This window comes from Aeromonas sp. (assembly GCF_051657805.1).
In the GTDB taxonomy this organism is placed as follows: Bacteria; Pseudomonadota; Gammaproteobacteria; order Enterobacterales; family Aeromonadaceae; genus Aeromonas.
In genome coordinates this window covers 136,239-162,244 of the sequence record NZ_JBOFLJ010000061.1, presented here as the reverse complement: position 1 = coordinate 162,244, position 26,006 = coordinate 136,239, and the positions used below count along the sequence as shown (strand labels likewise).

Annotated in this window: 25 protein-coding genes; 13 read left to right on the top strand and 12 right to left on the bottom strand. The window is 65.0% G+C overall.

Annotated features, from left to right (window positions below; genetic code table 11):
* Window positions 1-199 precede the first annotated feature (199 nt).
* Window positions 200-1,009 (bottom strand): sugar-phosphatase, encoded by an 810-nt coding sequence (gene yidA / locus ACRCYW_RS19485; RefSeq protein WP_438551651.1) that lies wholly within the window; start codon window positions 1,007-1,009, stop codon window positions 200-202.
* A 123-nt stretch (window positions 1,010-1,132) separates the two neighbouring features.
* Complete coding sequence (locus ACRCYW_RS19480; protein WP_438551650.1) at window positions 1,133-2,797, bottom strand: FapA family protein; 1,665 nt, start codon at window positions 2,795-2,797, stop codon at window positions 1,133-1,135.
* A 230-nt stretch (window positions 2,798-3,027) separates the two neighbouring features.
* On the opposite strand from ACRCYW_RS19480, the gene ACRCYW_RS19475 reads away from it, so the two are divergent.
* The 4 genes from ACRCYW_RS19475 to ACRCYW_RS19460 all read left to right on the top strand — a co-directional run bounded on the left by ACRCYW_RS19475 (window position 3,028) and on the right by ACRCYW_RS19460 (window position 6,795).
* Window positions 3,028-3,996, top strand: coding sequence for an HlyD family secretion protein (locus ACRCYW_RS19475; RefSeq protein WP_438551649.1), 969 nt, complete (start codon window positions 3,028-3,030; stop codon window positions 3,994-3,996).
* Window positions 3,997-4,003: 7 nt separating this feature from the next.
* Window positions 4,004-4,933, top strand: coding sequence for an ABC transporter ATP-binding protein (locus ACRCYW_RS19470; protein WP_438551774.1), 930 nt, complete (start codon window positions 4,004-4,006; stop codon window positions 4,931-4,933).
* On the top strand, window positions 4,930-6,024 hold the full coding sequence (locus ACRCYW_RS19465) for an ABC transporter permease (protein WP_438551648.1): 1,095 nt from the start codon (window positions 4,930-4,932) through the stop codon (window positions 6,022-6,024). Before ACRCYW_RS19470 ends, ACRCYW_RS19465 begins: the two co-directional genes overlap by 4 nt.
* Before the next feature lie 234 nt (window positions 6,025-6,258).
* A complete protein-coding gene (locus ACRCYW_RS19460) occupies window positions 6,259-6,795 on the top strand; it encodes a metal-dependent hydrolase (protein ID WP_438551647.1) in 537 nt (178 codons plus the stop codon).
* A 27-nt stretch (window positions 6,796-6,822) separates the two neighbouring features.
* Here the strand turns inward: ACRCYW_RS19460 and ACRCYW_RS19455 are convergent, their stop codons facing one another.
* Together ACRCYW_RS19455 and ACRCYW_RS19450 are read right to left on the bottom strand one after the other, a co-directional pair.
* Entirely contained in the window at window positions 6,823-7,986 is a 1,164-nt protein-coding gene (locus ACRCYW_RS19455) for a CinA family nicotinamide mononucleotide deamidase-related protein (protein ID WP_438551646.1), read from the bottom strand.
* Between the two features lie 33 nt (window positions 7,987-8,019).
* Complete coding sequence (locus ACRCYW_RS19450) at window positions 8,020-9,258, bottom strand: HD-GYP domain-containing protein (RefSeq protein WP_438551645.1); 1,239 nt, start codon at window positions 9,256-9,258, stop codon at window positions 8,020-8,022.
* Window positions 9,259-9,401: 143 nt separating this feature from the next.
* Here ACRCYW_RS19450 and metA point away from each other — a divergent pair, with 143 nt between their 5' ends.
* Window positions 9,402-10,349 carry a homoserine O-succinyltransferase MetA gene (metA, locus tag ACRCYW_RS19445; protein WP_438551644.1) on the top strand — a complete coding sequence of 316 codons (948 nt, stop codon included), beginning with the start codon at window positions 9,402-9,404 and terminating at the stop codon, window positions 10,347-10,349.
* An 83-nt stretch (window positions 10,350-10,432) separates the two neighbouring features.
* Here metA and ACRCYW_RS19440 read toward each other — a convergent pair whose 3' ends face one another.
* On the bottom strand, window positions 10,433-10,945 hold the full coding sequence (locus tag ACRCYW_RS19440) for a phosphatase domain-containing putative toxin (RefSeq protein WP_438551643.1): 513 nt from the start codon (window positions 10,943-10,945) through the stop codon (window positions 10,433-10,435).
* Between the two features lie 160 nt (window positions 10,946-11,105).
* On the opposite strand from ACRCYW_RS19440, the gene ACRCYW_RS19435 reads away from it, so the two are divergent.
* Window positions 11,106-11,576 (top strand): Lrp/AsnC family transcriptional regulator, encoded by a 471-nt coding sequence (locus ACRCYW_RS19435; protein ID WP_438551642.1) that lies wholly within the window; start codon window positions 11,106-11,108, stop codon window positions 11,574-11,576.
* 57 nt (window positions 11,577-11,633) lie between these two features.
* Here the strand turns inward: ACRCYW_RS19435 and ACRCYW_RS19430 are convergent, their stop codons facing one another.
* Window positions 11,634-13,598, bottom strand: coding sequence for an LTA synthase family protein (locus ACRCYW_RS19430; protein ID WP_438551641.1), 1,965 nt, complete (start codon window positions 13,596-13,598; stop codon window positions 11,634-11,636).
* A 260-nt stretch (window positions 13,599-13,858) separates the two neighbouring features.
* Between ACRCYW_RS19430 and ACRCYW_RS19425 the strand changes: the two genes are divergently transcribed.
* Together ACRCYW_RS19425 and ACRCYW_RS19420 are read left to right on the top strand one after the other, a co-directional pair.
* Window positions 13,859-14,131 carry a DUF2442 domain-containing protein gene (locus ACRCYW_RS19425; RefSeq protein WP_438551640.1) on the top strand — a complete coding sequence of 91 codons (273 nt, stop codon included), beginning with the start codon at window positions 13,859-13,861 and terminating at the stop codon, window positions 14,129-14,131.
* 124 nt (window positions 14,132-14,255) lie between these two features.
* Window positions 14,256-15,872, top strand: coding sequence for an alpha-amylase family glycosyl hydrolase (locus ACRCYW_RS19420; RefSeq protein WP_438551639.1), 1,617 nt, complete (start codon window positions 14,256-14,258; stop codon window positions 15,870-15,872).
* 66 nt (window positions 15,873-15,938) lie between these two features.
* Here the strand turns inward: ACRCYW_RS19420 and ACRCYW_RS19415 are convergent, their stop codons facing one another.
* Together ACRCYW_RS19415 and ACRCYW_RS19410 are read right to left on the bottom strand one after the other, a co-directional pair.
* The gene (locus tag ACRCYW_RS19415) at window positions 15,939-16,472 is read right to left on the bottom strand and encodes an MgtC/SapB family protein (protein WP_438551638.1); all 534 of its coding nucleotides are present in this window, start codon (window positions 16,470-16,472) and stop codon (window positions 15,939-15,941) included.
* 23 nt (window positions 16,473-16,495) lie between these two features.
* A complete protein-coding gene (locus ACRCYW_RS19410) occupies window positions 16,496-17,938 on the bottom strand; it encodes a RimK family protein (protein ID WP_438551637.1) in 1,443 nt (480 codons plus the stop codon).
* 184 nt (window positions 17,939-18,122) lie between these two features.
* Between ACRCYW_RS19410 and ACRCYW_RS19405 the strand changes: the two genes are divergently transcribed.
* Genes ACRCYW_RS19405 through ACRCYW_RS19395 form a run of 3 tightly spaced genes read left to right on the top strand, consistent with a single transcriptional unit; the run spans window position 18,123 to window position 19,626 of the window.
* Window positions 18,123-18,596 (top strand): GNAT family N-acetyltransferase, encoded by a 474-nt coding sequence (locus tag ACRCYW_RS19405; RefSeq protein WP_438551636.1) that lies wholly within the window; start codon window positions 18,123-18,125, stop codon window positions 18,594-18,596.
* Entirely contained in the window at window positions 18,593-18,835 is a 243-nt protein-coding gene (locus ACRCYW_RS19400; protein WP_438551635.1) for a DUF3624 domain-containing protein, read from the top strand. The genes ACRCYW_RS19405 and ACRCYW_RS19400 overlap by 4 nt, the downstream gene beginning before the upstream one ends.
* 44 nt (window positions 18,836-18,879) lie before the next feature.
* Window positions 18,880-19,626 (top strand): SDR family oxidoreductase, encoded by a 747-nt coding sequence (locus ACRCYW_RS19395; protein ID WP_438551634.1) that lies wholly within the window; start codon window positions 18,880-18,882, stop codon window positions 19,624-19,626.
* A 68-nt stretch (window positions 19,627-19,694) separates the two neighbouring features.
* Here ACRCYW_RS19395 and ACRCYW_RS19390 read toward each other — a convergent pair whose 3' ends face one another.
* Complete coding sequence (locus ACRCYW_RS19390) at window positions 19,695-21,167, bottom strand: C69 family dipeptidase (protein WP_438551633.1); 1,473 nt, start codon at window positions 21,165-21,167, stop codon at window positions 19,695-19,697.
* Window positions 21,168-21,585: 418 nt separating this feature from the next.
* On the opposite strand from ACRCYW_RS19390, the gene ACRCYW_RS19385 reads away from it, so the two are divergent.
* Window positions 21,586-22,020 (top strand): hypothetical protein, encoded by a 435-nt coding sequence (locus ACRCYW_RS19385; protein ID WP_438551632.1) that lies wholly within the window; start codon window positions 21,586-21,588, stop codon window positions 22,018-22,020.
* 117 nt (window positions 22,021-22,137) lie between these two features.
* Here ACRCYW_RS19385 and ACRCYW_RS19380 read toward each other — a convergent pair whose 3' ends face one another.
* The gene (locus ACRCYW_RS19380; RefSeq protein WP_438551631.1) at window positions 22,138-22,722 is read right to left on the bottom strand and encodes a hypothetical protein; all 585 of its coding nucleotides are present in this window, start codon (window positions 22,720-22,722) and stop codon (window positions 22,138-22,140) included.
* 208 nt (window positions 22,723-22,930) lie between these two features.
* Between ACRCYW_RS19380 and ACRCYW_RS19375 the strand changes: the two genes are divergently transcribed.
* On the top strand, window positions 22,931-24,106 hold the full coding sequence (locus tag ACRCYW_RS19375; protein ID WP_438551630.1) for an iron-containing alcohol dehydrogenase: 1,176 nt from the start codon (window positions 22,931-22,933) through the stop codon (window positions 24,104-24,106).
* Between the two features lie 217 nt (window positions 24,107-24,323).
* On the opposite strand, the gene ACRCYW_RS19370 is transcribed toward ACRCYW_RS19375, so the two are convergent.
* Together ACRCYW_RS19370 and ACRCYW_RS19365 are read right to left on the bottom strand one after the other, a co-directional pair.
* Entirely contained in the window at window positions 24,324-25,592 is a 1,269-nt protein-coding gene (locus ACRCYW_RS19370) for an O-acetylhomoserine aminocarboxypropyltransferase/cysteine synthase family protein (protein WP_438551629.1), read from the bottom strand.
* A gap of 149 nt (window positions 25,593-25,741) precedes the next feature.
* The gene (locus ACRCYW_RS19365; RefSeq protein WP_438551628.1) at window positions 25,742-25,918 is read right to left on the bottom strand and encodes a hypothetical protein; all 177 of its coding nucleotides are present in this window, start codon (window positions 25,916-25,918) and stop codon (window positions 25,742-25,744) included.
* Between the last annotated feature and the right edge of the window lie 88 nt (window positions 25,919-26,006).

The following is a 26,006-nucleotide window of genomic DNA, read 5'->3' as shown; positions in this document are numbered from 1 at the left end:
GTCTGCCAAGGCCGTTCAATATGTCAAACGAAATGATGCTATTATGTTAATTTTCACGAGGCCTGAGCCAGCTTGAGTCCCGTTATCAGGGGGCTGTAGGGGAGATGCTGTGAGATGAGTGGGTAATCGTGGTGGATATATTAAACATGCAGATTCGATGGTGAAAAATGCGGGGCACCCTGTGGTGCCCCGGTCAGGATCAAGGGTTCAGGATGAACTCTTCTATCACCCTGGCGACCCCGTCGTCGTCGTTGCGGGCCGTGATGTGCTGAGCCAGCCCCTTGATCTCGTCGGTGGCGTTGCCCATGGCAACCCCGAGGCCGGCGTACTCGATCATGTGGCGATCGTTGCCCGCATCCCCCACGGCGATCACCTCGTCTGCCGTGATGCCTAGGTGCTCGGCCAGGGCGGCGACCCCTGTGCCCTTGTTGCTCAGCTTGTTCATGAACTCGAGGAAGTAGGGGGAGCTGCGCACCACGGTATAGCGCTCATAGAGCTCGGCAGGCAGTTGGGCGATGGCACGGGAGAGCTGGGGCTCGGGGTCTATCATCATCACCTTCATGATCTGCTCGTCGGCCGGCAGGGTGGCGAAGTCCACCAGGTTGATGGGCATGTCCACCAGCTGGGACTCGTGCTCGGTATAGGTGCTGACCCTGGGGCTGATGAGGCCCTGGCGCACGGAGAAACCGTGGATGTTGACCCCGAGTTCATCGGCCAGATGGGCGATGGCGCTGGCGTCCTTGCCGGTCAGCAGCTGACTGCGGATGATGCGTTGATCCGCCACCTTCTGGACCAGGGCGCCGTTGTAGCAGATGACGTAGTCATCGGGGCCGGTGAGGCCGAGCTCTGCCAGATAGGGGGTCATGCCCTCCAGCGGCCGACCCGAGGTCAGTACCACGGTGACGCCCCTGGCGCGGGCGGCCGTGATGGCGGCCTGGGTGCGGGGGGTTATTTGACCGTGCGGGTTCAGCAGGGTGCCATCCATATCCAATGCGATCAGCTTGTACATCTCTCACTACCTGAGTCTGGCTGGCCCGCCCCATGGGGCCAATGGGGGGTCGAGTGTAGCGAAGATCGCCGCCGGGATCACGTCAAGCCGGTGGCACGGGTTCCCTGAAGAGGGGGCCCGGATTCAGCGGTGACCCTGGTACGGGTTCAGTTGCAGCTGATCGTCCCGGATGGCGAAGTGGATGGGGCCGTGCTCTATGTCGACCCTGTTGTGATGGTGGGCCATCTCCACCTCGACACCAGGGAAGAGGCGCTGGGTGGCGATGATGTCCATCTTGGCCATCAGGGCCTGCAGCTCGAGCTGGGCCGCCGCCAGCTGCTCGTCGAGGGACTGGCTCTCGTCGAGTTGGCGGGTGCGTAGCTCTTTGATCTTCTGCAGGGTCTCGGGGTTGCGCTTCTCCCGGGGCAGTTGCAGCAGCCGCAGTATGAGATCCTGCAGCTTGTCGAGCTGCTCCCGACAGGCCTGCTTGCGCTGGCGCAGGGCCTGCTCCTGCTCCTTGTGGCTGAAGTAGCCGCCGAGGATCTGCAGCCGGGTGCGGTTCGCCGCCGAGGCACCGAGCACCGGGGCCATGATCAGCCGGTTGGCGATGTTGATGCCCCCGATCAGGTGGCCCTTGCGCATGGCGCTGTCCCCCACCTTCAGATCCTGGCCGCTGCGGCAATAGCTGTGGCTGAGCTGGCTCTGGATATGGATGTCGCCATCGGCCTCCAGCCGGGCGTACTGGGCGTAGCTGGCATGGATCTCGCCGCCGGCGTAGAGGTGGCAGAGGTATTCGTCGTTCTCCTGCTTGCGGCCGATGACGCCGCCGCGCACCGTGATGGTGCCCCCCGATTCGATATGGCCCCCCTCGACGAAGCCCCCGATCACCACGTCGCCGCTGGTCTTGATCCGCATGCCGGGCATGACGTCCCCGGTGACCAGGAGGGAACCCTCGAAGATGACGTGGCCGTGACGGATGTCCACCTGCTTGACGCTCAGCACCTCGTCGACCCGCATGCCGGCCCGCTCCTGGCAGGGCAGGCCGGGCCGGGTCGCCAGCAGCAGATCCGGATCCTCGGGGGAGAGGCAGGTGCCTTCCCCCGCTACCATGGTGCTCTCCTTGCCGGCCTTGGCGGGCAAAGGCTGACCCGTCACGGTGAAGCCGTCGATGCCCCGGGTGGCGGGGTGGCGCCGCATCAGCTGGGAGCCCCCCTTGACGGTGAGCAGGGTACCGAGGTCGCGCATGTCCACCTTGCCGTGATCCCGCTCCTGGGGCTTGAGGATCCGCTCCGCCGCCGTCTCCACCAGCCGCTCCAGCCGGGTATCCAGCCCGTGCTCGGCGGCCTGGCCCAGGGCGATGACGGGGTTGAGCTGGGCGCCGGGATCCGCCTCCTTGGCCGCCTGCACGGCGGCAACCAGCCTGGCCGGATCCACCCCCCGCTTGATCTGGCTCGCCGCCAGGGCCTGCTGCAACTGCTCCAGGGTCAGGGGCTTGCCCCCCCAATCCGCGGTGATCTGGGCCTTGGCACTCATCTGGTCCTTCTCCACCAGCAGCAAGAGGCGGGCGTCCTGGCGCTGGGCGATGGGCACGGGGGCGTGGGAGGGGGCATCGGGATTGTCGTGCAGGGCACCGAGCAGGGCGACCGCCTGCCGGATCCCCTCGGTGAGAGGCTGGTAGCGGCGGCAGTTGGAGGCCCGCAGCAGGCTCAGTACATCGCGCTCGGTGACGGGGCTGGTGAGGCCGGGAGCGATGCGCAGGCAGACATAGGTCATGTCCGCCGACAGCTGAAACCACGCTTTGTCTAACACCGGGAACCTCCTTGTCTCTCCCTGCCTCTCCCGACGGCGGGGCCATAAGGGATACCGCCTGGGCGGCCCTGAACCGCAGTATTCTGATATTTTTCTTTTTAGGTCAACGAGCTCGGTGCAAATGGGTGAGCTGGCTTGAGGAAAAATAAGCTGACAGTGGGTATGCTGGCGACAGTCATGCATCAATACTCGTTCCGGGCCAGACCCGGGAGCCGCGCCAAGGAGCCCCCATGCTGCGTCACTGCCTGCTCTTCATCCCCCTGCTGGGTCTGCTGGGTGCCTGCCAGCCCGATCGCCGTGGCGAGGCGCTCGGCACCCTGGAGCGGGACAGGGTGCTGCTCACCGCCACCGCCAACGAGATAGTCCGAGACCTGCCGGTGGCGGAGGGGAGCCGGGTGGAGGAGGGCACAGTGCTGGCCCGGCTCGACGACAGCCGCCAGCAGGCGGTGCTGGCCCGGGCCCGCGCCGAGGAGGCGAGCGCCCGGGCGGCCCTGGCCCGGATGACCAACGGGGAGCGGCCGGAAGACATAGCCGCGGCCCGCGCCAGCCTCGACAAGGCCGAGGCCAATCTCAGGGAGGCGGAGCGCAGCTTCCAGCGCACCGAGCGACTGGTGCGGCAGAAGCTGCAGAGCCCTTCCGAACTCGACAAGGCGCGCGCCGAGCGGGATGGGGCCCTGGCCGAGCGGGACGGTGCCCGTCAGCAGCTCGACAAGCTGACCCGGGGCGTGCGGGCGGAAGACATCGACGAAGCCACCGCCAAACTCGAGGCGGCCAGGGCGGATGTGGTGCTGGCCGAGCGTGAACTGGCCGATCTCACCGTGGTGGCCACCCGCAGCGGACGCCTCGACAGCCTGCCCTACAACCTCGGCGAACGGGTACCGGTCGGCGCCGTGCTGGCGGCCCTGCAGGCGGACAGCGCCCCCTATGCCCGTGTCTATGTGCCGGAGACGGCCCTCGCGAATTACCCTGTGGGCCAGACCATGCGGGTGCGGGTAGACGGCCTGGCGGATCCCCTGAGCGGGCGGCTGCGCTGGATCTCCCAAGAGCCCGCCTTCACCCCCTACTACGCCCTCAACGAGCAGGACAGGGCCCGGCTGGTCTATCTGGCGGAGATCGATCTGCCGGCCGCCAAGGACTTGCCGAGCGGCCTGCCGGTGCAGGCGGAGCCTGCCGATGGCGCGGAGCCGGCCCATGAGTGACGCATCCTTGGGGGAGCTCGCCATCAGTGCCCGCGGGGTGAGCCGCCGCTTCGGCGACTTCCTCGCCGTGGACGGGCTGGCGCTGGCGGTGCCCAGGGGGCAGATACAGGGTTTCCTCGGCCCCAACGGCTGCGGCAAGTCCACCACCCTGCGCATGCTGACCGGCCTGCTCACCCCTTCCGAGGGGGAGATAGAGGTGCTGGGGCTCGCCATCCCGAAACAGGCGGAGGCGCTGCGCCGGCGCATCGGCTACATGACCCAGAAGTTCTCTCTCTACGACGAGCTCACCGCCTGGGAAAACCTGGAGTTCATGGGCCGGATCCACGGCATGGGGAGCCGGGCCCTCGACGCCCGCCTGCACGAGCTGCTGGCGACCTATGAGCTGGCCCCGCTGGCACGTCGCCGTGCCGGGGCCATGAGCGGCGGCCAGAAGCAGCGGCTGGCGCTGGCGGCGGCGGTGATCCACAGCCCGGATCTGCTGCTGCTGGACGAGCCCACCTCGGCGGTGGATCCCCAGAACCGGCGCGACTTCTGGGAGAAGCTGTTCGATCTCAGCGAGGGGGGCACCACCATATTGGTCACCACCCACTACATGGACGAGGCGGAGCGCTGTCACGGCCTCGCCATCATGGAGGCGGGCAAGGTGCGGGCCCAGGGCTCCCCCCAGGCGCTGATGGAGGCCATGAGCACCCGGGTGGTGGAGGTGCAGGCCAATGATCTGCGGCTGCTCAAGCAGCAGTTGTTGCAATTGGCGCCGGTGCGCTCCGCCGCCCAGCTCGGCCAGCGGCTGCGGGTGCTGGTGGACAAGGAGCTGGCGGATCCCGTGCCCTGGCTGCGGCAGGCCTGCCCGGCCCTGGCGGATGCCAGCCTGGCTCCGGTCAGACCCAGCCTGGAGGATGTGTTCGTGAGCTGTACCGGACAGGAGCGCAGGGCATGAACAGTCTGAGGCGGCTCTGGGCCATCACCCAGAAGGAGCTGAGGCAGCTGGCGCGGGACAGGTTGACCTTCGGCATGGTGGTCATGATCCCCCTGCTGCAACTGCTGCTGTTCGGTTACGCCATCAACACGGATGTGCGCCAGATCCCGGCCGGGCTGGTGGACATGAGCGAGAGCGTGCCGGGGCGGCTGCTGGTGGAGGCGGTCAAAGCCACCCAGGTGGTGCAGATAGAGCGGCGCTACGTGGGCTTGCAGGAGGCGGAGGCCGCCCTGACCCGGGGGGAGGTGCGCGCCGTGCTGGTGCTGCCCCGGGATCTGAGTCGTCGCCTGAGCGACGGGGAGAGTGCGGGCCAGTGGCTGGTGGATGGCTCGGATACCGTGATCGCCGGCGCCCTGCTGGGGCTGCGCGCCATGCCTCTCACCGGACTCAAGCCGGGGGCCGAGAGCGCCCCCCCCACCTTCGAGACCGTGCTCTATTTCAATCCCTCCCGCCGGGCGGCGGTCAACATAGTGCCCGGCCTGCTCGGGGTGATCCTCACCATGACCATGATCATGTTCACCTCGGCGGCCATAGTGCGGGAGCGGGAGCGCGGCAACCTGGAGCTGCTCATCACCACCCCGGTCAGCTCGCTGGAGCTGATGATCGGCAAGATCCTGCCCTACATAGTGGTGGGCTTGATCCAGGTGGTGATCATCCTCGGTCTCGGCCACCTCATCTTCGCGGTACCCATCAACGGTGCCCTGAGCCAGGTGCTGCTGGCGACCCTGCTGTTTATCGCCGCCAGCCTGACCCTGGGGCTGCTCATCTCCACCCTGGCCCAGACCCAGTTGCAGGCGATGCAGATGACTGTGTTCATCCTGCTGCCGTCGATCCTGCTGTCGGGTTTCATGTTCCCCTACGAGGGGATGCCGGTGCCGGCCCAGTGGGTGGCCGAGGTGCTGCCCGCCACCCACTTTATGCGGCTCATCAGAGGCATCGTATTGAGGGGCGGCGACATGGGGGATCTGCTGCCGGACGTGCTCTGGCTGGCGGGCTTCACCCTGCTGATGCTGACCCTGGCCGCCCGCCGCTTCAAGAAGAGCCTGGATTGATCCGGGTCGGCTGGCCTCCTCAGGCTGGCCGACCTCCTTGTCGGATGGTGAGATTGGCGTTGAATGAGTCGCTAGTGGCGTGTGGGATAGGTGTTTTGTGGAATAAATGACTGTGAAAGTGAGGTTTGATCAACATTCGTCTTGCTCATTGCGGCCAGAGGGATTCTAATCGGCCGCCCGGTCTCGCCGGACCTGCACCCCATCCGTCCATCCCTTGCTCCATCGATCCCTATCATGACCGCCCAAGGCCACCTGCTGTTTGCCGTTACCTGCACCCTGATCGCCCACAAGCTGGAGCTGACCCCGGCCCTGGCGGATGCCAGCCTCTGGCAACTGGTGCCGCTGGCCCTGGGCAGCGCCCTGCTGCCGGATCTCGATCACCCCAAGTCCCTGCTCGGCCGGCGCTTGCCCTGGATCTCGGGGCCGCTGTCGCGGCTGTTCGGCCATAGGGGGTTCACTCACAGCCTGCTGGCGGTGGGGGCCGGCGTCTGGGGGTTGGCGCAGTTTCAGGGGCCCGGCCTTATCTCGGTGGCGGTGAAGGATGCCCTCATCATCGGCTACCTCAGCCATCTGCTGGGGGACTGGCTGACCCCGGCGGGGATCCCCCTGTTCTGGCCCCTGCGTCGGCGCTTTCGGTTGCCCGGCCTGCCCCTCAAGAGCGGGGGCGGTTACGAGGCGGCCTTCTGCCTGCTGACCCTGGCGCTGGCCGGTTACTGGGTTCAGGGTGGCCAGGGGCTGGGAACCCTGGCATCCCTGCTGCCGATCCTCTGAGCCCGGGGTCACTGGCGTTGACGGAGGCTAACGCCGGCGTTCGGCGCTTCTTGGCAAGGTGAGGTAGTCCGCGATCACCGGCAGCCCAGAGAGGTGGCGGCGCAGCATGTCGAGGGCCGCGAAGGCGAGGATCTTTCGCCCGCTGCCCGGATCCGGGTGGCGGACCTTAAGGGTCTGGCCGATGGACTCGCCATCGGCACACAGCAGCAGGGGTACACCGTCCGCTCCCGCTCTGCCTATGGTGAGGCTGAGCCCAGCTCCTGAACCTGCAAGCTGGGCCAGCTCGCTGGGTAGCTGAGGGTCGAAATGGGCCTGTAGCTGGGGATAGTCGTGGCAGAGACCGAGCAGGGCGCCCCGGCTCTCCCCCTCCATCAGGGTGAGCGGCCGCTCGCCCAACAGGGTCAGGATCTGGCTGGCCGGCTCCTGGTTCCCCCGCCCCACCAACCAGGGCGAGATCTCCCCGAGCAGGCGCGCCTCGGCGGCATCCATGTCTACCACGCTCGCCCCGTGGCCGATGAGCTTCAACTCGATGAGCGGCATGGAGGAGCGATAGCCGAGCTCTATGCCGGTCGGCCAGGGGGCGGCATCCAGCCTGTCGGAGAGTGCCGATTCCGAGATGCCGAAGGTATAGAAGCGGCGCAACTCGGTGTCGGTCTGCTCTCCGGCCAGGTACTTGAGGCGCGGCATGATCTGCTCGCACACCATCTGCTTGAACTCGAACGGCACGCCCGGGGTGAAGAACAGCTGGCTCAGGCCGTGGCTGGCTGGATGGCGGACCAGGAAGCCGCAGGCGGTGCCCACCGGGTTGTCCAGGATCTCGCAGCCCTGGGGCAGATTGGCCTGCTTGGCGTTGCTGGCGGGCATGGGGATGCCCCGGGCGGCATAGCGCGCCTCCAGGGTGGCGAGCCAGTCCGGATGGAGGGTGAGCGGCTGATCAAACGCCTCGGCGGCCGCCTGGGCGGTGAGATCGTCGGCGGTGGGCCCAAGCCCCCCGCACACCAGTACCACCTCGGCGCGCTCGCTGCTCTCTTGCAGCACGGCTTTGAGGTCCTTGAGGTTGTCGCCGACGGTGGCGCGGCGACGCACCTGCCAGCCCTGCTCCAGCAGCAGGGCGCTGAGCCAGGCTGCATTGGTGTCCACCACCAGCCCCGTGACGATTTCATCCCCCGTGCTGATTATCTCGATGCGCATGCAGACTCCTGAGGTCAAAGATGAGTGCCCTGCTCAGGGCTTGCCGTGTTCGAAGTAGTAGCTGATCCGGGTGCGCGGGTTCAAATACTCGAACACAGCCGGCGGCAGCCGTTTGGGGTGGATCACCTTGGCGATGGTGAGTTCGGCCTGCTCGAGATCGATGATGGCCGCCTCCTGGCGCGGGATGCGGGGATCGTACACCAGCACCGCGGGGTAGAGCAGGCGGGCGCTGTTGACCGACATCACCAGCCCGACCTGGCCGTTGGAGAGCTGTACCACGCTGCCCGGCGGGTAGATCCCCATCAGCCGGATCAGCATGCCGAGGTAGTCGATGTTGAACTGCCCCTTGCGCAACTTGTAGAGGTTGCCGAGGGCGGAGTAGGGCACCTTGGCCTTCAGGTGGCAGAGGTTGTCGTACTCGTTGACCAGGGAGACTATCTGGGTCAGGGGATCGAGCTGCACCCCCTTGAGCCCCTCTGGCCCGCTGCCATCCAGGTACTCGTGGTGGTGGCGTACTATGCTCCTGGCCTGCTCCGGGAAATCCCTGGCGTGACTCAGAAGATCCACTCCGTAGCGGGGATGCTGGGCCATCAGGTTCTGCTCAGGCTTGGTTAGAGGGCCGCTCTTTCGCAGCAACTGGCTTGGCAGCTTCAGCTTGCCGATGTCGTGGAACAGGGCCCCCATGCCGACCTGGCGGATCGCCTCCGCCGGCAGCTTGCACTCACGAGCCAGCAGCATGCTGAGCACGCTGACGTTGAGGGAGTGGAACTGCAGGCTGTTGTCATCCTCGCTGCCCGACACCAGGTGCAGCACCATCTCGTCCACCGACAGCAACTGCTCCGTCATGGCGTTGATCAGCTCCCTGGCCTCGCCGATGGCGTTGAGGGGGCGGGACTGGATCTTGCCCATCAGGCTGCGCACCTGGGCCAGGGATTGCTGGAAGTGCTTCTCGCACTGCTGCAGATCCCGGCGATAGCGCTGCAGCTGCTCGATGCGCCTGGCTTTCTCCTGCTGCATCTCCTGCTGACGGCTGGCGAGGGCGCCGCCGTCGGTCGATGGTGCCCTGACCTGGTCGACGGGCCTGGGGGGCGTGTCGCTCTTGTCGGGGATGATGGTCACCAGCTTGAGGCCGAGCCGGCGGATGAGCGCTATCTCCTGCTCGTTCTTGAGCTTGAAGCTGGAGAACAGGAAGGGGTGTTCGCGCCAGCCCAGTGGCAGGGAGACATAATTGCCGACTTGTAGCCGATCTACCGAGATCTTGATACCTGTCATGGGCTTGGGCATGAGAAACAGAGTGAAGTCGTATGCTAGTCAAAGGGTGGAATGAAGAAAAGGTATCTGATGACAGGGCGGGTGCTTTATTATAGGCTTCTAGATGTCCAGACATATTTACCGATGCAGTACAGGGAGTCAGCATGCCGATCAAGATCCCGGACCAGTTGCCCGCCGCCGAAGTGCTGGGGGAAGAGAACATCTTCGTCATGACGGAATCCCGGGCCGTCACCCAGAACATCCGCCCCCTGCGGGTGCTCATCCTCAACCTGATGCCCAAGAAGATAGAGACCGAGATCCAGCTGATGCGGATGCTCTCCAACTCGCCGCTGCAGGTGGACGTGGATCTGCTGCGCATCGACGATCGGGAGTCCAAGAACACCCCTCAGGCTCACCTCGAGAACTTCTATCACGACTTCGAGCAGGTGCGGGGCAACAACTACGACGGCATGATCATCACGGGGGCGCCGCTCGGGCTGGTGGAGTTCGAGGAGGTGGTCTACTGGCCGCGCATCGTCGAGATCATCGAGTGGTCCCATCAGCACGTGACCTCCACCCTCTTCCTGTGCTGGGCGGTGCAGGCGGCGCTGAAAGCCTTGTATGGCATGGAGAAGCAGACCCACGGCGAGAAACTGTCAGGGGTCTATCGCCATCATCGTCTCGATGAGCACGAGCCGCTGCTGCGGGGCTTCGACGACGAGTTCGTCGCCCCCCACTCCCGTTATGCGGCGTTCGACGGGGCGCTCATCCGCGCCCACACGGATCTGCAGATCTTCGCCGAATCCGAGGAGGCGGGGGTCTATCTGGCGGCGACCAAGGATTGTCGCCAGGTGTTCGTCACCGGGCACCCGGAATATGACGCCTCGACCCTGGACGGGGAGTACCAGCGGGATCTCGCGGCCGGGCTCACCCCAGCCGTGCCGGTCAACTACTACCCGGCCAACGATCCGACCCGGACGCCCCGCGCCAGCTGGCGCAGTCACGGCCACCTGCTGTTCTCCAACTGGCTCAACTACTACGTCTACCAGCTCACCAGCTACAAGGTGGAGGACATCGGCAAGGTGTTCACCTACGAGCAGCCCAAGCCCTAGAGGTCATCGGGTTGGCTTGTCCGTGACAAGGCGAGGAACATCGGCAAGCTGTTCAGCTGCCCACAGCCCAAGGAGTCATGCTCTCAGTCGGCCAGCTTCCTTGCCCAGCCATCGAGCCAGAGGCGATGGCTGGCCAGGGTGAAGGCCTTGGGCCGACGGGCCCGGACGGCGGCCATGGCCTCCGATTGCGGCTGGCCCAGCGCCATCAGCAGGGCGGCCGCCACCAGACCGGTGCGACCACTCCCCCCGCGGCAGTGAATGGCGACCTGTTTGCCGTCCCGCAGCAGGGCGATGAGCTCCGGCAACAGCCGGCGCCAGGCCTGTTCGAAGTCGGCATCCGGTGCCTCGTCGTCCGCAATGGGCAGATGAAACCAGCCCATGCCCCTGGCGTTTGCCTCGGCACCGAGCCGGCTCAGGCTCAGGGCCTCCAGTTCATCAGTCGTCACCAGAGTGATGAGTGCCCGGGCTCCGGCCAGTTGCAGCTGGCTCAAGGCTTGCGGGGCGGGGACCTGCTGGGTGCCGGGGCAGGGGGTCAGCAGCAACTGGCCGTCGAGACGGGGGACTTCCAGGCTCCAGAAGGGGTGGGAGGGGTGCATGGGATTCCTTGTGAGGGTGGCTTGGTGTTGAACGGATCTGTCGGCGCCGGGCCCGAGTGCGGCAAAGCATAGAGACAGTGATTGCCATGTCAATGAGCGTTGTGTTCGGCCCGGTTTACGGGCAGAGTCTTAAAAAAATCGAGCGATGCAAGGAGTGAAGATGAGAAACCTGGATCAACTGGACTTGGACATCCTGGCCCATCTGTTTCGCGATGCGGGCATGACCAACAAGGATTTGGCCGCCCTGGTCGGGGTGGCTCCGTCCACCTGTCTGGAGCGGGTCCGCAAACTGCAGCAGGACGGGGTGCTCAAGGGGGCCCACTGCGAGGTGGACTATCAGGCGCTGGGTGGTCATATCCAGGCCATGGTGTCCCTGCAACTGGCCCGCCACAGCCGGCAGATCATCGACGCCTTCCGCGACGCCATCCTGGCCCTGCCCGAGGTGATCAGCCTGTTCCACATGGGGGGCAAGGACGACTTCCTGGTGCATCTGTGCGTCGCCGATACCGAACATCTGCGCAACTTCGTGTTCGATCACTTCACCGCGCGGGAGGAGGTGGTGCATCTGGAGACCTCCCTGGTGTTCGAGCACAAGTTCAGCCGCTCATTGCCCTGCTTCTCCCAGCCCTGAGCCGCGCAAGAGACAAAAAAACCGCCAGTTGGCGGTTTTTTTGTCTGTGGACCCTCATCAGTTCAGCACGGTCAAGTTGTCCGGCGCGGTTTGATAGAGCCCTTGCTGATAGGCCAGGCTGCCCCAGAGCACCAGCCCGAGTGCCGCCTCCTTCATGGCCTCCGGTTGCTGCGCCCGGGTGAGACGCTGGCTGGCCGGATCATACACATAGCCCTCCGCATCCCGCTCCGGCTGCAGTATCACCACGTCCCTGCCCCGCATGAGGGCGAAGTTCTTGTCGTACTGCATGAGGGCGCGCCCCGGCCAGTCCGCCGGCATCCGGGTCAGATCCTTGCCCAGCATGGGGTAGTCGGCACTTATCCCCATCAGGGAGAGCAGGGTCGGCGCCATGTCTATCTGGCTCACGATGCGCGGATCCTGGCGGGGGGCTATGCCCTCACCGACGATGACCCCGGGGATGTGGAAGCGGGGGATGGGTACCAGGCTGGCGCCACCGACCCGGCTGTCGTGATCGGCGATGACCAGGAACAGGGTGTCCTTCCAGTAATCCGATTGGCGTGCCTTCTTGAAGAACTCGCCGACGGCGTAATCCGCATACTTGGCGGCGTTGTTGCGGGTTTGCTTGGGCTGCTCAAAGAGTTCGATGCGCCCGTCCGGGAACTCGAAGGGGTCGTGGTTGCTCGAGCTGAACACCAGGCTGAAGAAGGGCTTGCCCGCCTTGCTCAAGGCCCGGAAGGTCTCGTCCGCCTTGGTCATCAGATCTTCGTCCGAGGCACCCCATGAGCCCTCGAACACAGGGTTCTCGAAGTCCTTCTGCTCGACGATGTGGCTGAAGCCGTTGCCGAGGAAGAAGCTGCGCATGTTGTCGAAGTGGCTCTCGCCGCCGTAGATGAAGCTGGTGTTGTAGCCCCGTTGCTTGAGCAAGTCCGCGATGGTGAAGAAGTTGGTCTGGCTCTTGCCGAGCTTGACCACGGCCTGGGCCGGCGTCGGCGTGAAGCCGGTGAGCACCGCTTCGATGCCGCGTACCGAGCGGGTACCGGTGGCATAGAGCTGGTTGAAGGCCCAGCCCTCCTTCGACAGGGCATCGATATTGGGGGTGAGGGGCAGACCGCCGAGGGAGCCGACGAACTGGGCCCCCAGGCTCTCCTGCAGCAGGATCACCAGGTTCTTCGGCTTGCCGGTATGGCTGGCCTCGTTGAAGCTCTGGCTCGGCAGGGTCTCAGAGCTGAAGTCCTGGCTCGGACGGCCGCTCTCCTCACGCACTAGTTCCAGGATCCGCTCCCGGGGCAGCTCACCGTAGAGCTCGCCGGCATTCTCCTCGGCCCCCATCTGCTTGATGGCGAAGAAGAGGGAGTAGGAGGAGTTGACCACCAGGGCGTTGATCAGGGGATCGCTGGCGAAGGCCACCATGGCGGGGTTGAGGGCGCGATGGCCCAGGCTGGAGCGGGCGCCGAGGAAGCCGACGGCCAGGATCAGCAGGGCGAAGGCGGGCCGCCAGTACCAGCGCGGGAAGCTGAGATCCCGTATCAGGCGGCCGCCGAGCCACCAACCGCCGGCCAGTACGCCTGTGCTGAACACCAGGGCGAGCAGCAGCTCTCCCTTGCGCCCGGCCCACAGCATGGCGAGCACCTCTTTCGGGTAGATGAGGTATTCGACGTAGAGACGGTTGGGACGTACCCCGTATTCGGTGATGAAGGAGGGGGTGGAGATCTCGAGGAACAGCATCAGCCAGAGTCCCAGGGTCAGCCAGACCCGGATCAACTGCATCCAGAGCCGACCGAGGGCGTGGGGGCCGGCCAGCAGCAGGGTGAAGACGGCGGGCACGCCCCACACCCAGCAGAGGGTAGCGAAATCGACCCTCAGGCCTTGCAGCAACAGCTGTGACCAGCCGTCGACGGCGTCAACCCGCTCCTGCTGCCAGAGTCCCAGGCCTATCCGGCTCGCGGAGAGGGCGATTAGCGCGATCGCCGAAAACACGGCTATGGGCCAAAAAGGTCCCATCCAATTCCTTATCCTTGTCATTGTTTTTCCTGAAAAAAGCCTGTTTTTAGAGCCCATCCGGGGCCACTTTTTATTGTGTTGCAAAACTATGACATCGGCCCCTTGGGAAGGTTGCGGCCGGGGGCAGGAAAAATGTGTATCGGGGAGCCATCTCGCTGTTTTACCGTCATTTCCTGGTGAGTCGACGGTATAAACGGCTGATTGAAATGTGACTGCCATCACCAAGCCGGGGGCTGGCTTCTCTATAATGGCGCCGGTATCTCTCGAATGGAGCCGAGATCATGCCGGTCTTTCTGGATGTGGAGTATCTGCAGGGGTGGTGCCTGTTCGTGGTGCTCTCCGACGGCACCACGGGGGCGCTGGATCTGACCCCCTGGCGCGACCAGCCCCTGTTCGCCACCCTGACCACCGAACGGCGCTGTGCCCGGGTCTTCATCAACGACCGCCATCAGCTGGCCTGGCCGGGCGGTTGCGTGCTGGCCGCCCACGAGGTCTATCACCTCATCACCCCCATCGACGAGCGTGAGGCGTTCAACAGCCGCAACCTGCATTGAACCGGCTGTGCTAACACGCTGAACCAGATAACGTTTTCAGTCACAGACCCCCTTCTGCACGTTGGTTATTATGGCAGCAGTACGGCGCACCCTGCGCCTGCACCTCCACAGCGGGAAGATAACAATGAAACAGGGAAAGTTGCGCCATGGCGCTCTATTGGGGGCAGCCTTGCTCCTCTCCGCGTGCGGCAGTGGCGGCGGCGGTTCCAATGCCGAGACCCAGCCGCCCGTGGTCAATTCACCTCCGCCTGCGGCCGCCCGGGCCTGCTATGGCACGGATCTGGCCGCCTGCAACCTGAGGATCTATCAGGTGATGGTGGAATCCTTCGTCGACGGGAACGGCGGTGCCAACTACGGGGTCGGCTATGGCCCCTCCCGGCACAACGGCGATCTGCAGGGGATCATCCAGAGCCTGGACCACATCAAGAGTCTCAACGTCAACGCCCTCTGGCTGACCCCGGTATTCGACTCCTGCGCCGGTCAGGGGGGGGACGACAGGCTGGACGCCACCGGTTACTTCGCCTGTGACTTCTTCAACGTCGACCCCAACTTCGGCACTAATGCCGAGCTCAAGACCCTGGTGGACGAGGCCCACAAGCGGGGCCTCTATGTCCTGCTCGACGGTGTGTTCGGCCACGTAAATAAAGTGGGGGTGAGCAAGCCCTCTCCCGAGGGGCGTCTGCCAGCCCTCAAGAGCGGCGGCGCCGGCTATCCCGGCCAGCTGGTGGATTACGGCAAGCCCGAGAGCCTCGCCTACTTCAGGGAGGTGGCCCGTCACTGGATCGAGCAGTACGGCATCGACGGCTGGCGTCTCGATCAGGCCTATCAGCTGGGTCTGGACGACTGGCGCGCCATCCGCACCGAGGTGGAGCAGGCGAGCGCGGCCCGCAAGGCCGCCGGCCAGCAGTGGGGTACCCTGGGCTACCTTGTGGGCGAGGTGTGGAAGGGGGCGGACGAGATCCGCAATGAGGCCTATGGCCCGAGCGACAAGCCGGCGCTCCCCTCTGCGTTCGATTTCCCCCTGCGCTACGGCCTGGTGCAGGCCCTGGCGGTGGAGGAATCCGGCAAGGGTGGGCAGGGGGCCAGCGTACTCGATGCCAGCTGGAACAAGGTGGAGAACTACCCGAACCACGCCATGCCGAACCTGATGCTGGGCAACCACGATCTGGTGCGCTTCGGCGACCTGCTGGAGCGCGGCGACTTCGACCCGGCGGGTTACTGGCTGCGCCACAAGGCGGCCCTGAGCTTCCTCGCGGCCCGCTCCGGTCCCATCACCCTCTATTACGGGGAGGAGTTCGGCGACGAGGTACCGGGCTTCGCCAAGGCGGTGAGCGGCGACTGTGCGGCCCAGGGGTTGTGCGACGATCACGTGGCCCGCAGCGATGGCAAGGTACCGGGCGTCACCGGCTTCGTACCGAGCGGCGAGCAGGCGGATCTCAAGGCCTGGCTCGGCAGGCTGCTGGCCCTGCGTGCCGCTCACCCCGCCCTCTATCAGGGGGAACGGGTCAAGCTGGTGGCAGACGGCAGCGTCTACGGGGACATCAAGCAGACCTCTGCCGAGCAGATCGTCTATCTGCTCAACGTCTCCAGCACGCCCCAGAGCTACAGCCTGCCGGTCGGCAAGCTGCGCAGCGGTAGCGCCCTGCTGGACTTGCAAAGCGGCGAGAGCCTGAGCATCGGCGGCAGCAGCGTGACGGTCGAGTTGCCGCCTCTGACGGGTCGCTTCCTGCTGCTGCAATAACGGGGGGTATCAGGCATCAAAAAGGGCTCCCATGGGAGCCCTTTTTGATCCGACTTCGAGGCATTGCTACTTCTCGATGCCGCTGCCGAGTTCGTCCCTGTGGTTGCCGGCAGGGGGATGGCCATTGCCGTTGCGCCAGCTCTCCAGCCTGTCGTGCACGCCGCGGCGCAGGCTCTTGAAGCTGGTCTCCAGGTAGTGAACTCCCACCAGGATCCCCAGGGTGACGCCGGTGAGCAGCAGGGCCTGGTGCAGCAATCCTATGCCGATGAGGGCGCCGAGGGCCGCCAGCATCCAGATGGTGGCGGCCGAGGTGACTCCCAATACCTGGCCATCCCGGGTCATCATGACGCCGGCACCGAGAAAGCCGATGCCGGTGATGAGCTGGCCCAGCACCCGGGCCTGATCGGCGGCTACCGTGCTGACGGCGGCGCCGATGGCGAGGAAACAGTAAGTGCCGAGCACGATGAGGGAGGAGGTGCGAATGCCGACCGGCTTGCCGTGGAGCTGGCGCTCCAGCCCCACCAGACCGCCGCACACCAGACAGGCCAGGATGTTCTCCCAGCCGAGGGGCGCTATGTCCCACCACTGCGTTGTCATCATGTTCACCTCTGCATTCGATCTTGTTATCCGGCCGTGCCCTGCCCCCGGTTCTCCAGTCGTTGCCGGAAGGCCCTGGCCAGGCGCTCATAGAGGTCCTTCGCCTCCTTGTCTTCAATATCGCCACGTATCCAGGGATTGTCGATGATTTCCAGCAAGACGCAGTCTCGCCCCTGCTGGCGCAGGTCCACCCCGAACAGGCCGTTGCCGAGCTGATGGACGGCGCGACGGGCGGTCTGCAGCACCCGCTCCGGCACCTCGTTCAGGGGGAGCGCCTCGATGCGGCTCAGGTCGAGGGGGTGCTTGCGGCGGCGGATCCGGTTGCCGGGCTCCGGGCGGAAGCGGCGGCAGGCGAACAGCGGCGAGCCGTCGAGGAAGCCGATGCGCCAGTCGAACTCGGCGGGGATCCGGCTCTGCACCAGCAGCAGGGCGGAGCGACCCAGCCCCTCGTCCAGCAGGCGGGCGAGCTGCTGCTCGTCACTCGCCATGGCGAGATCCCGCCCCTGGGCGCCGTCGGGGACCTTCACCATCAGCGGCAGACCGAGCCGCTGCACCAGCTCGTCCACATGGTGGCGACCGCGGCGGGTCACCACCATGGTCGGGGGCATGGGCACGCCGCTGCGCACCATCAGCTCGTAGAGATAGAGCTTGTTGCTGCAGGCGAGGATGGCGCGGGAGCTGTCGATCACTGGCATCTTGAGCTGCTCGGCGCGGCGGGCGAACTCGAAGGTGTAGTGGCCCACCGCCGTCTCGGATCTCAGCCAGAGGGTGTCGAATTCCGGCAGCCGCTCTATGGCCGAGGGGGCCAGGATCTCGGCCCGGATCCCCTGGGCTGCGGCGGCCTGGATGAAGCGGCCCAGGGCCAGCTCGTCGCTGCTGGCACGGCCATCGTTGGGATCCACCAGGATGGCGAGCTGGTAGAGCGGCGCCGCCTGCTCCTCGTCGCTGGCCCCCACCAGGGCCTGGGCGTGTTGCAGCATCAGCTCCTTCTCGCCCTGGCTCAGCTCAAGCGGTGACAGGCTCTGCTGCTGGCGCACCGACCAGCCGTGGCGGCCGCGCTTGAGGGTCAGCTCCTGCAGCGGCAACTGGCTCAGGCCGTAGTAGTAGCGGGCCAGCCCCGCCAATTCGCTCTGCTCGCACTGGCCGAAGATGGCGCGTACCCGGATCCTGTCCTCGCTCTGGCGGCTCAGCCAGCCCTGCAGCTTGCGCCACAGCTTGGCCGGCGGCTGCTGGGGTTGCAGCTGGCTGATGGCCTGCAAGCCGGGCAGGCAGTGGTGGCTGCGGGCCTGGGCCAGCAGGGAGCAGTAGTAGCCGGCGCTCAGGTGTTCCAGGCTGCGACAGAGGTTGATGATGCGGGGACGCCCCCCCGTGGTGGGCAGGCCGTGCTGCAGGTAGGTGCGGGCGGTCAGCAGGTAGTCGGCATGGCAGGGCCAGTCGCCCAACTCCTCGACGATGACATAGGTACTCATATTTTCGGCTCCACAAAAAGGACTGCCCGGATGGCAGTCTCCCCAGTGGGCTTCGATGCACCGACAAGCACGACAATGGCGCGAGGGGAAACAAGAGGTTACAGTGCCTACTATCTGCCTTGGTAACTTGTGATACAAGTCGCATTTTTGGTGCTGAGGATAAATAACCGAACGAGGACACGCCTTGTTGACCCTACGTGCCGCCCAACCCGACGATCTGGGCGCCATCACCCGGCTGGAGCGCTACTGTTTTCCCCCCGAGGTCGCCTTTGGCCGCAGCCGCTGGCACTATCTGCTCAATCAGGCCAGGGGCCGTACCCTGCTGCTGGAAGACGACAAGGCCCAGCTGATGGGCTATCTGTGCGTGCTGGAGCACAGGGGCTGGGACAGGCTCACCATCCAGACCCTCGCCATCCGCTGGACGGTGCGCCGCCAGGGCTGGGCTCGCCGCCTGCTGGAGCAGGTGATCGCCGAGGGGAGGGCCGCAGGCTGGGGGGCCATCCGCCTCGAGGTATCCGATGCCAATACCGAGGCCGGTGCCCTCTACCATGGGTTGGGATTTCGCTCCCGGCTCAGGCTGCCGGACTATTACGGGCCGGGCCAGCATGCACACCGGCTGGTGTTGTCACTGCGGCCCGCGAAGCGGGATCGGGCATGAGCTGTGATGACTGCCTCGCCACCGCCATCCGCGCCAGGCTGGGCCGCTGCCCGGTCTGCGCCGGCCAGACCTTCGCCATTGGCCTGGTCGGCTGGCTGGCCTGGTGGTGGCTGGGGGCCGATGCCTCGGTCAATGCCCTCACCGCCCTGCTGTTCGCCCTTGGGGGCTCGGGCCTGTTCGGGCTGCACCTGCTGGCGTTTCTCTGGCGACGGTTCGCTGATCCTGGACGAGATAATTGAATTACTTTTAGCTATCAACAAGATAGATGACAATGGAGGTTCAGATGATTGCAATGGTAACGGGCGCCTCGTCCGGTTTTGGTGAGGCCATCAGTCGCCTGCTGGTGAACTCGGGCTACAAGGTGATCGGTACGGGTCGGCGCGCCGACCGGCTGGCCGCCCTGGCCGAGGAGCTCGGTGAGGCGTTCCTGCCCCTGGTGTTCGACGTACAGGACAAAGCCGCCACCAAGGCCGCCATCGCTGGCCTGCCCGCCGCTTGGTCAGAAGTGGATCTGCTGGTCAACAACGCCGGGCTGGCGCTCGGGCTCGAGCCCGCCCACAAGGCGGATCTGGAGGATTGGGAGCAGATGATCGCCACCAACATCAGCGGCCTGACCCTGCTCACTCGTTTGCTGCTGCCGGGCATGGTGGAACGCAACCGCGGCCACGTGGTGAATATCGGCTCCATCGCCGGCACCTATCCCTATCCGGGCGGCAACGTCTACGGCGCCACCAAGGCGTTCGTGAAGCAGTTCAGCCTGAACCTGCGCGCGGATCTGGCGGGCACCGCCATCCGCGTCACCAACGTGGAGCCGGGCCTGTGCGGTGGCACCGAGTTCTCCAACGTGCGCTTCCACGGCGACGACGCCAAGGCGGCGATCGTCTATCAGGGGGTGCAGGCCATCCAGCCGGAAGACATAGCAGGCACAGTGCTCTGGGTCAGCCAGCAGCCCGCCCACGTCAACATCAACAGCATAGAGATCATGCCGGTGGCCCAGACCTTCGGTCCGCTCCACATCAGCCGTCGCTGAGGGCTGGTTCATTGCCGAGATGAAAAGAGGCACCCTGGGGTGCCTCTTTTTTATGCTGAAGTTTTGAGCTACAGGCTCATGATCTTCTTGAATTCCGCCTCCGAGTACTTTTTCTCGCTGCTCTTGGTGAGATCCGTCATCAGCTTGTAGCGCAGCTCTTTGGCCAGCTGATAGTTCTGCTCCAGCTGGCCGTAGGAGTAATCCGATGCCAGCCCCAGCGCCGTGGCCTTGTCGCTGGCGTAGGTCTGCTTGAGGGTTTTGTCCAGCACCGCCACCTCCTGATAGAGCTTCTGGCTCTCCTTGTCCCAGACCCCGCGCAGCAGCGGCAGGTACTTGTCCGGGTTGGTGTTGGCGAGCGCGGTCAGGCTGCGGAACTGCCAGTAGGCGGAGTCGTCGGAGTAGCTGTCACTGCCGCTGCGATAGGGCAGGGGATAGGACTCCAGAGTGTTGTAGAGGGGCATCATCACCGACTCGGCCAGCACGCCGTAGCTCTGCCAGATGAGGCCCTGCAGCTCTTTTGGCATCTCCTTGCGCAGCTGGATGATGTGGGACTCGAGCTGCCGGTCGATGCGAATGGGCCGCTCCGCCTTGCCATCGAGGGGCGTGCCTTGATAGGTGGCGCTCAGCAGTTTGGTGACGTCCGGCACGGCGATGGGGGCGTCCGGCTTCATGAACAGGGGGTATTGCGCCTGACGGGTGGCTTGCTTGTGGGAGGCGCTCAGCAGCTGCTGGCCGAGCCACTCCCTGTCCACGTTGTAGGGATCGGCGATGACCCCGAACGCCTTGGCAAAGTTGAAATCTTTCGGATCGGCGTTATCCAGCAGTTTGTGTTCGCGCACGAACTCCAGCAATTTGGGGGAGTGCAGCACATCGGCGTCGTCCAGGTTCACCCCGTGAATGCGCAGGCCGTTGGCCACCATGGCATAGCTGTCATCCGGTACCCGCACCGCGATCCAGTGGTGGCCAGATCCAATCTCCATCAGCCAGGCCTCGTTCACGTCTGCCAGATAGAGGCTGTTGCCCTCACCGGCGCCATGGGTCTCCACGTAGCGGCCGAGCAGCTCGACCCCCTCCTTCGCACTCCTCGCCTGGGGCAGGATCAGGGTGGGGATGACGGCCTCGATGACCCCGGTCTCGATCAGCGGATCGGCCTTCTGGGCCCGTTCGTTGACCTCGGCGCTGGTGGTGGCCGAGATGGCGACGTTGGCCTCGTTGATGCCGCGCTCCTCGTAGTACTTACCGGCGGGATCGCTGGTGGCGGCATCCCAGTCACGGATGGCGGAGTAGGCGAGGAAGGCCTTTGGCATGGGCACCTCGAGCCCGTTGCCGAGTTTCCACTGCTTGCCCTCGTTCTGCTGGGCGGGGTGGAAGACCAGGTGCTTGTTCCAGTTGTTGACGCCGAAGTCCTCGTTTCTGGCGATCATGATGCTGCCATCGGCGCTGGCGCCCTTGCCGACGATGAGGCCGGTGCAGGCGTCGGCGCTGGTGCCGAGCAGGCTGAGCAGGGTGGCGGAGAGGAGACTCAAGGTGTGTCTTTTCATTGGGGTGCCCGAAGCTGATAGTGAGTGTGAGTCAGGCAGGGTGATGAGATGGGGCTTGCCGCAGGCCTTGGGCGGCAACCTGGGGATGCCGGTAGATTGGTCTGCATCTTATTGATATTGCAAACACTTCATCCACAATACCGCGTCCTGACCGTATTGTGCGCTGGCATGGTATGCCTCTGTGGTTGTTTGTTTTGTGATCTGCGGTTCATTCTTGCACTTCCTTCGGTAAAACTGGGAGGAGGTGGTAACATCTGTGGTGCTGGCAGGCAAAGGCAGTGTAAACAGCAGCTCATCAAGAGTGAAAACGGCAGATGGCGGGGACTCGAACAAGTTGGCCTGCTCCTTGCTGGTCTCTGGCCATGACGGGGAAGCCTCCCCGAAGGCCGGCAAGACCGGCAGACAGCTTGGAGCCCTCATGGATATCAAACCCTATGGTCAGCAACTCGCCCAGAGCGCGTCCCAGCAACGGGCCCTGGCCACCCTCAGCGCCAGCGACAGCCCGCAGGGGGGCGGCTGGGATCAGCAGGTCAGCCTCTCCAGCCAGGTGATGACCGGCAAGGCGCAGCAGGTGCTGACCTATGAACATCTGGCCAGGAGCGGCAAGAACGCGAGCCAGAGTGGCAGCGCCAATAATGCGGTGGTGCAGCAGCTGGTGGACAAGGCCCTGGGCTTCGATCGCAAGAAATTTGACGATCTCGAGAGCCAGCTTAAAGAGGTGGCCGGCAACAAGCAGCTGTCGAGCGAGGAACGGGAGGCCCAGACCAAGGCCCTGACCGAGCAACGTGATGCCATGCTCAAGGCGGCCATGGAGAAACTCACCGGCAATAAATCGGAAGTGACGACCGCCTAGGGGGTTATGACCCAAACGGCAATCTTCTGTGTCATGGAGGCAAGAGATTGCCCGTCCGGACCGGTGAGATGAGAGGGAGGGGAAACCCCTCCCTCTCTTGGTTGAACCGCCAGCGCCTTATTTTTTCTCCGGCTCAATCCCGATGCCTATGGCCGTGGTCTGGACCGCCTTGATCTGATCCCCCTTGGCGATCAGGGCAAACTGGGCCGGGTCGTTCACCTTGACGGTGAGGGTCTTGTCCACCCCCTTCACCTTGATGGTCTGGGTCGCCTTGTCGACCTCGATGACGTCGGCGTAGATGGTCACCTGCATGCCGGCTCCGGCCCCCGGTTGATCCCCGGCGGCGGCCTTGCTGCCCTCCACCTCCACCAGGCGTTTGCGCACCCCGGCGGTGCCCTTGAGCAGCTCCAGATCCAGCAGCTGCAGGTAGCGCAGCGCCACCACGTCCCCCACCTTGATGTTCTGCAGGTTGGTGACCTCTTCCCCGGCGACCAGATCGAAGGGCTTGCCCTCGGCATTCTTCAGGCTGACCTTGCGGGTGGCCAGGTCGATGGCGGTGACCGTCGCCTTGGCGGTGACCTCCTCCGCCAGGCTCGCCTCCCCGGGGGTGACGGCCACATTGGTGGTGACCACGGCGGCCTGCACGAGGGAGACCGACGAGAGGGTGAGCAGACCAGCAATCCAAGCGTGTTTCAGTTTCATCATAAAGATCCTGTGACCAGAAAATGGTGCGCCCCGATGGCGAAGTGGCAGCGATGAGCCGACGATGGCAAGGGCCGGGTGGCCGCTTCCCGTTACCACCATAGCAAAGTCACACCTGAGTACCATCCCCTTCGCGTGGTTCCCCTCAATTTGGCAGGGTGTTCCCGTTTTTTGACCTCGCCCGTCCGGGGGCGCACAATCCCCCTGCATGCATTCAACCGAGGGCTCTGCCGTGTACAACTTCCAATATGCCAATCCGACCCGCGTCTGTTTCGGGGAGGGCCAGATAGCCAGCCTGCCAGAGCTCATTCCGGCGGGCAGTCGCCTGCTGGTGCTCTACGGGGGTGGCAGCATCAAGCAGAACGGGGTCTATCAGCAGCTGTGTGATGCCCTGGCTGGGATGGACTGGCAGGAGTTCCCCGGTATCGGTGCCAACCCCCAGTACGATCAGCTGATGGAGGCGGTGGCCCTGGTGAAGCGCGAGGACATCGACTTCTTGCTGGCGGTGGGGGGCGGCTCCGTGGTGGATGGTACCAAGTTCGTGGCCGCCGCCGCCCGCTTCGAGGGGGAGGATCCCTGGGACATGCTGCTGCACAAGGCCGAGGTCTCAGCGGCGCTGCCCCTCGGCTGCGTGCTGACCCTGCCCGCCACGGGCTCCGAGAGCAATCCCGCCGCCGTGGTGAGCCGGGGGGAGGCCAAGCTCTCCTTCATGAGCCCGCTGGTGCTGCCGCAGTTCGCCGTGCTGGATCCCACCACCACCTACAGCCTGCCGGTGCGCCAGATCGGTAACGGCGTGGTGGATGCCTTCGTCCACATCACCGAGCAGTACCTCACCTTCCCGGTGGGCGGCGAGGTGCAGGACCGGCTGGCGGAGGGCCTGCTGCAGGTGCTGGTGGATAACGGCCCCAGGGCGCTGGTGGACCCCACCGACTACCAGGTGCGGGCGAACCTGATGTGGGCCGCCAGCCTGGCGCTGAACGGCCTCATCGGCCGCGGTGTGCCCCAGGACTGGTCCACCCATGCCATCGGCCATCAGCTCACCGCCTTGCACGGGCTGGATCACGCCCAGAGCCTGGCGGTGGTGCTGCCCTCTCTGCTGCGCGAGCAGGCTGCCCAGAAGCAGGAGAAGCTGGCCCAGTTCGCCGAGCGGGTCTGGCACTCCAGCCGGGAGGACAAGGCGCTGCGCATCGAGGAGGCGATCATCCGTACCGAGCAGTTCTTCCAGCAGATGGGGGTGGGCACCCGGCTCGCCGACTATGGGCTGGACGCGCGCTGCATCCCGGGCATCTGCTCCAACCTCAAACGCTTCGGCCTGACAGCCCTCGGGGAGCATCAGGATATCGATCCCGACAAGGTAGCCAGGATCCTCTCCCACGCCTGCTGAGGTCTGCTCATCGACAAGGCGCTTCGGCCTGACGGCGCCGGGGGAGCGCCAGGATATCGATCCCGACAAGGTGGCGAGGATCCTCTCCCACGCTTGCTGAGTGGCGGGAGCCGACCGAGGATCCCGAGAGCCGCCGCCGGATCTGTCGCTCCAGCTCCAATAGAAAACGCCCCGAGTTCGGGGCGTTTTGCTGGGTAACTGTTGGGGGAAACTGGCCTCAGGCCTCCAGGGCCTGATCCAGATCCGCGAGTATGTCCTCGATGGCCTCGATCCCCACCGACAGCCGGATCATCTCGGGTTTCACCCCGGCCTTGGCCTGCTCCTCCTCGCCGAGCTGACGGTGGGTGGTGGAGGCGGGATGGCAGGCCAGGGACTTGGCATCGCCGATGTTGACCAGCCGCTTGAAGATCCTGAGGGCATCGTAGAAGCGCACCCCCGCCTCGTACCCTTCCTTCAGGCCAAAGGAGAGGATGGCCGAGGGACGGCCCTTCATGTATTGCTCAGCCAGCGGGTAGTGAGGGTGGCCCGGCAGACCGGCATAGCTGACCCAGGCCACCTTGGGGTGACCTTTAAGGTGATGGGCGACCCGCAGGGCGTTGTCCACGTGGCGCTCCATGCGCAGGCTCAGGGTCTCCAGCCCCTGCAGCAGCAGGAAGGCGTTCATGGGGGCGAGCGCCGCGCCTGTATTGCGCAGCGGCACCGTGCGCACCCGGCCGATAAAGGCCGCCGGGCCGAAGGCCTCGGTATAGACCACCCCGTGGTAGGAGGGCTCTGGCCGGGTGAGCTGGGGGAAGCGCTCGGCGTGATCCGCCCAGGGGAACTTGCCCGAGTCGACGATGACGCCGCCGAGGGAATTACCGTGGCCCCCCACGTACTTGGTGAGGCTGTGCACCACTATGTCGGCACCGTGCTCTATGGGCTTGCACAGCACCGGGGTGGCGACCGTGTTGTCGACGATGAGGGGCACGCCGCGGGCGTGGGCCACCCGGGCGAAGGCCGCCAGATCGACGATGTTGCCCGCCGGGTTGCCGATGCTCTCGCAGTAGACCGCCTTGGTCTTGTCGTCGATGAGGGCGGCGATGGCCTCGGCGCTGTCATCCTTGGCGAAGCGCACCTCGACCCCGAAGCTCGGCAGCATGTGGGCGAACAAGGTGTAGGTGCCACCGTAGAGCTGGGGGGTGGAGACGATGTTGTCCCCGGCTGCGGTCAGCGCCTGGATGGCGTAGGTGATGGCGGCGGAGCCCGCCGACACCACCAGCCCGGCTATGCCCCCCTCCAGGGCGGCGAGGCGCTGTTCCAGCACGTCGTTGGTGGGGTTCATGATGCGGGTGTAGATGTTGCCGGGCACCGCCAGGTTGAACAGATCCGCCCCGTGCTGGGCGCTGTCGAACTCGTAGGCCACCGTCTGGTAGATGGGCACGGCCACCGCCTTGGTGGTGGGGTCGCTGGAAAAGCCGTGGTGCAGGGCCAGGGTCGCATCTTTCATCACACACTCCTTGTTGGATGTTTCACGTTGCCGTTGTTATAGATGGATAGACGTCCAATCTAACAGCCTCTGCCCGGTTGTAAACAGGCAGATCCGGCAAAGCTATTGCTTCTGCTGGCGATGTGATCCGGCCCCGATCCCGGGCCGCCTCAGAGGCGGCGGCGGTACTCTCTATCGTCTATCTGGGTCATATCCCACTGCATCAGGCGGTTGAGCTGGCTCATGGGATCCTCGATCAGCGGCAGTGGGCGCGGCAGGATCCGCTGGAAGTAGCGGCGCAGGGTTTGCTGGATCCGGTTCGGTTTGGGGGAAGATGCCTGGCTCATGATGGTGCTCCTGTGAGGTTGTGCTCATGTTCGGCATCAGTATTGGGCTAAAATGAGGAAGTAAAAACTGACGACTTCATTGCCATGG

Bases quoted from the DNA above. Each gene is read 5' to 3' on its own strand.
- ACRCYW_RS19400 (WP_438551635.1), top strand. From the start codon at position 18,593: ATGAGCTGTGATGACTGCCTCGCCACCGCCATCCGCGCCAGGCTGGGC.
- ACRCYW_RS19460 (WP_438551647.1), top strand. From the start codon at position 6,259: ATGACCGCCCAAGGCCACCTGCTGTTTGCCGTTACCTGCACCCTGATC.
- ACRCYW_RS19395 (WP_438551634.1), top strand. From the start codon at position 18,880: ATGATTGCAATGGTAACGGGCGCCTCGTCCGGTTTTGGTGAGGCCATC.
- metA (WP_438551644.1), top strand. From the start codon at position 9,402: ATGCCGATCAAGATCCCGGACCAGTTGCCCGCCGCCGAAGTGCTGGGG.
- ACRCYW_RS19450 (WP_438551645.1), bottom strand. From the start codon at position 9,258: ATGACAGGTATCAAGATCTCGGTAGATCGGCTACAAGTCGGCAATTAT.
- ACRCYW_RS19380 (WP_438551631.1), bottom strand. From the start codon at position 22,722: ATGAAACTGAAACACGCTTGGATTGCTGGTCTGCTCACCCTCTCGTCG.
- ACRCYW_RS19435 (WP_438551642.1), top strand. From the start codon at position 11,106: ATGAGAAACCTGGATCAACTGGACTTGGACATCCTGGCCCATCTGTTT.
- ACRCYW_RS19475 (WP_438551649.1), top strand. From the start codon at position 3,028: ATGCTGCGTCACTGCCTGCTCTTCATCCCCCTGCTGGGTCTGCTGGGT.
- yidA (WP_438551651.1), bottom strand. From the start codon at position 1,009: ATGTACAAGCTGATCGCATTGGATATGGATGGCACCCTGCTGAACCCG.
- ACRCYW_RS19385 (WP_438551632.1), top strand. From the start codon at position 21,586: ATGGATATCAAACCCTATGGTCAGCAACTCGCCCAGAGCGCGTCCCAG.
- ACRCYW_RS19420 (WP_438551639.1), top strand. From the start codon at position 14,256: ATGAAACAGGGAAAGTTGCGCCATGGCGCTCTATTGGGGGCAGCCTTG.
- ACRCYW_RS19390 (WP_438551633.1), bottom strand. From the start codon at position 21,167: ATGAAAAGACACACCTTGAGTCTCCTCTCCGCCACCCTGCTCAGCCTG.
- ACRCYW_RS19465 (WP_438551648.1), top strand. From the start codon at position 4,930: ATGAACAGTCTGAGGCGGCTCTGGGCCATCACCCAGAAGGAGCTGAGG.
- ACRCYW_RS19410 (WP_438551637.1), bottom strand. From the start codon at position 17,938: ATGAGTACCTATGTCATCGTCGAGGAGTTGGGCGACTGGCCCTGCCAT.
- ACRCYW_RS19430 (WP_438551641.1), bottom strand. From the start codon at position 13,598: ATGACAAGGATAAGGAATTGGATGGGACCTTTTTGGCCCATAGCCGTG.
- ACRCYW_RS19455 (WP_438551646.1), bottom strand. From the start codon at position 7,986: ATGCGCATCGAGATAATCAGCACGGGGGATGAAATCGTCACGGGGCTG.
- ACRCYW_RS19365 (WP_438551628.1), bottom strand. From the start codon at position 25,918: ATGAGCCAGGCATCTTCCCCCAAACCGAACCGGATCCAGCAAACCCTG.
- ACRCYW_RS19370 (WP_438551629.1), bottom strand. From the start codon at position 25,592: ATGAAAGATGCGACCCTGGCCCTGCACCACGGCTTTTCCAGCGACCCC.
- ACRCYW_RS19415 (WP_438551638.1), bottom strand. From the start codon at position 16,472: ATGATGACAACGCAGTGGTGGGACATAGCGCCCCTCGGCTGGGAGAAC.
- ACRCYW_RS19375 (WP_438551630.1), top strand. From the start codon at position 22,931: ATGCATTCAACCGAGGGCTCTGCCGTGTACAACTTCCAATATGCCAAT.
- ACRCYW_RS19440 (WP_438551643.1), bottom strand. From the start codon at position 10,945: ATGCACCCCTCCCACCCCTTCTGGAGCCTGGAAGTCCCCCGTCTCGAC.
- ACRCYW_RS19425 (WP_438551640.1), top strand. From the start codon at position 13,859: ATGCCGGTCTTTCTGGATGTGGAGTATCTGCAGGGGTGGTGCCTGTTC.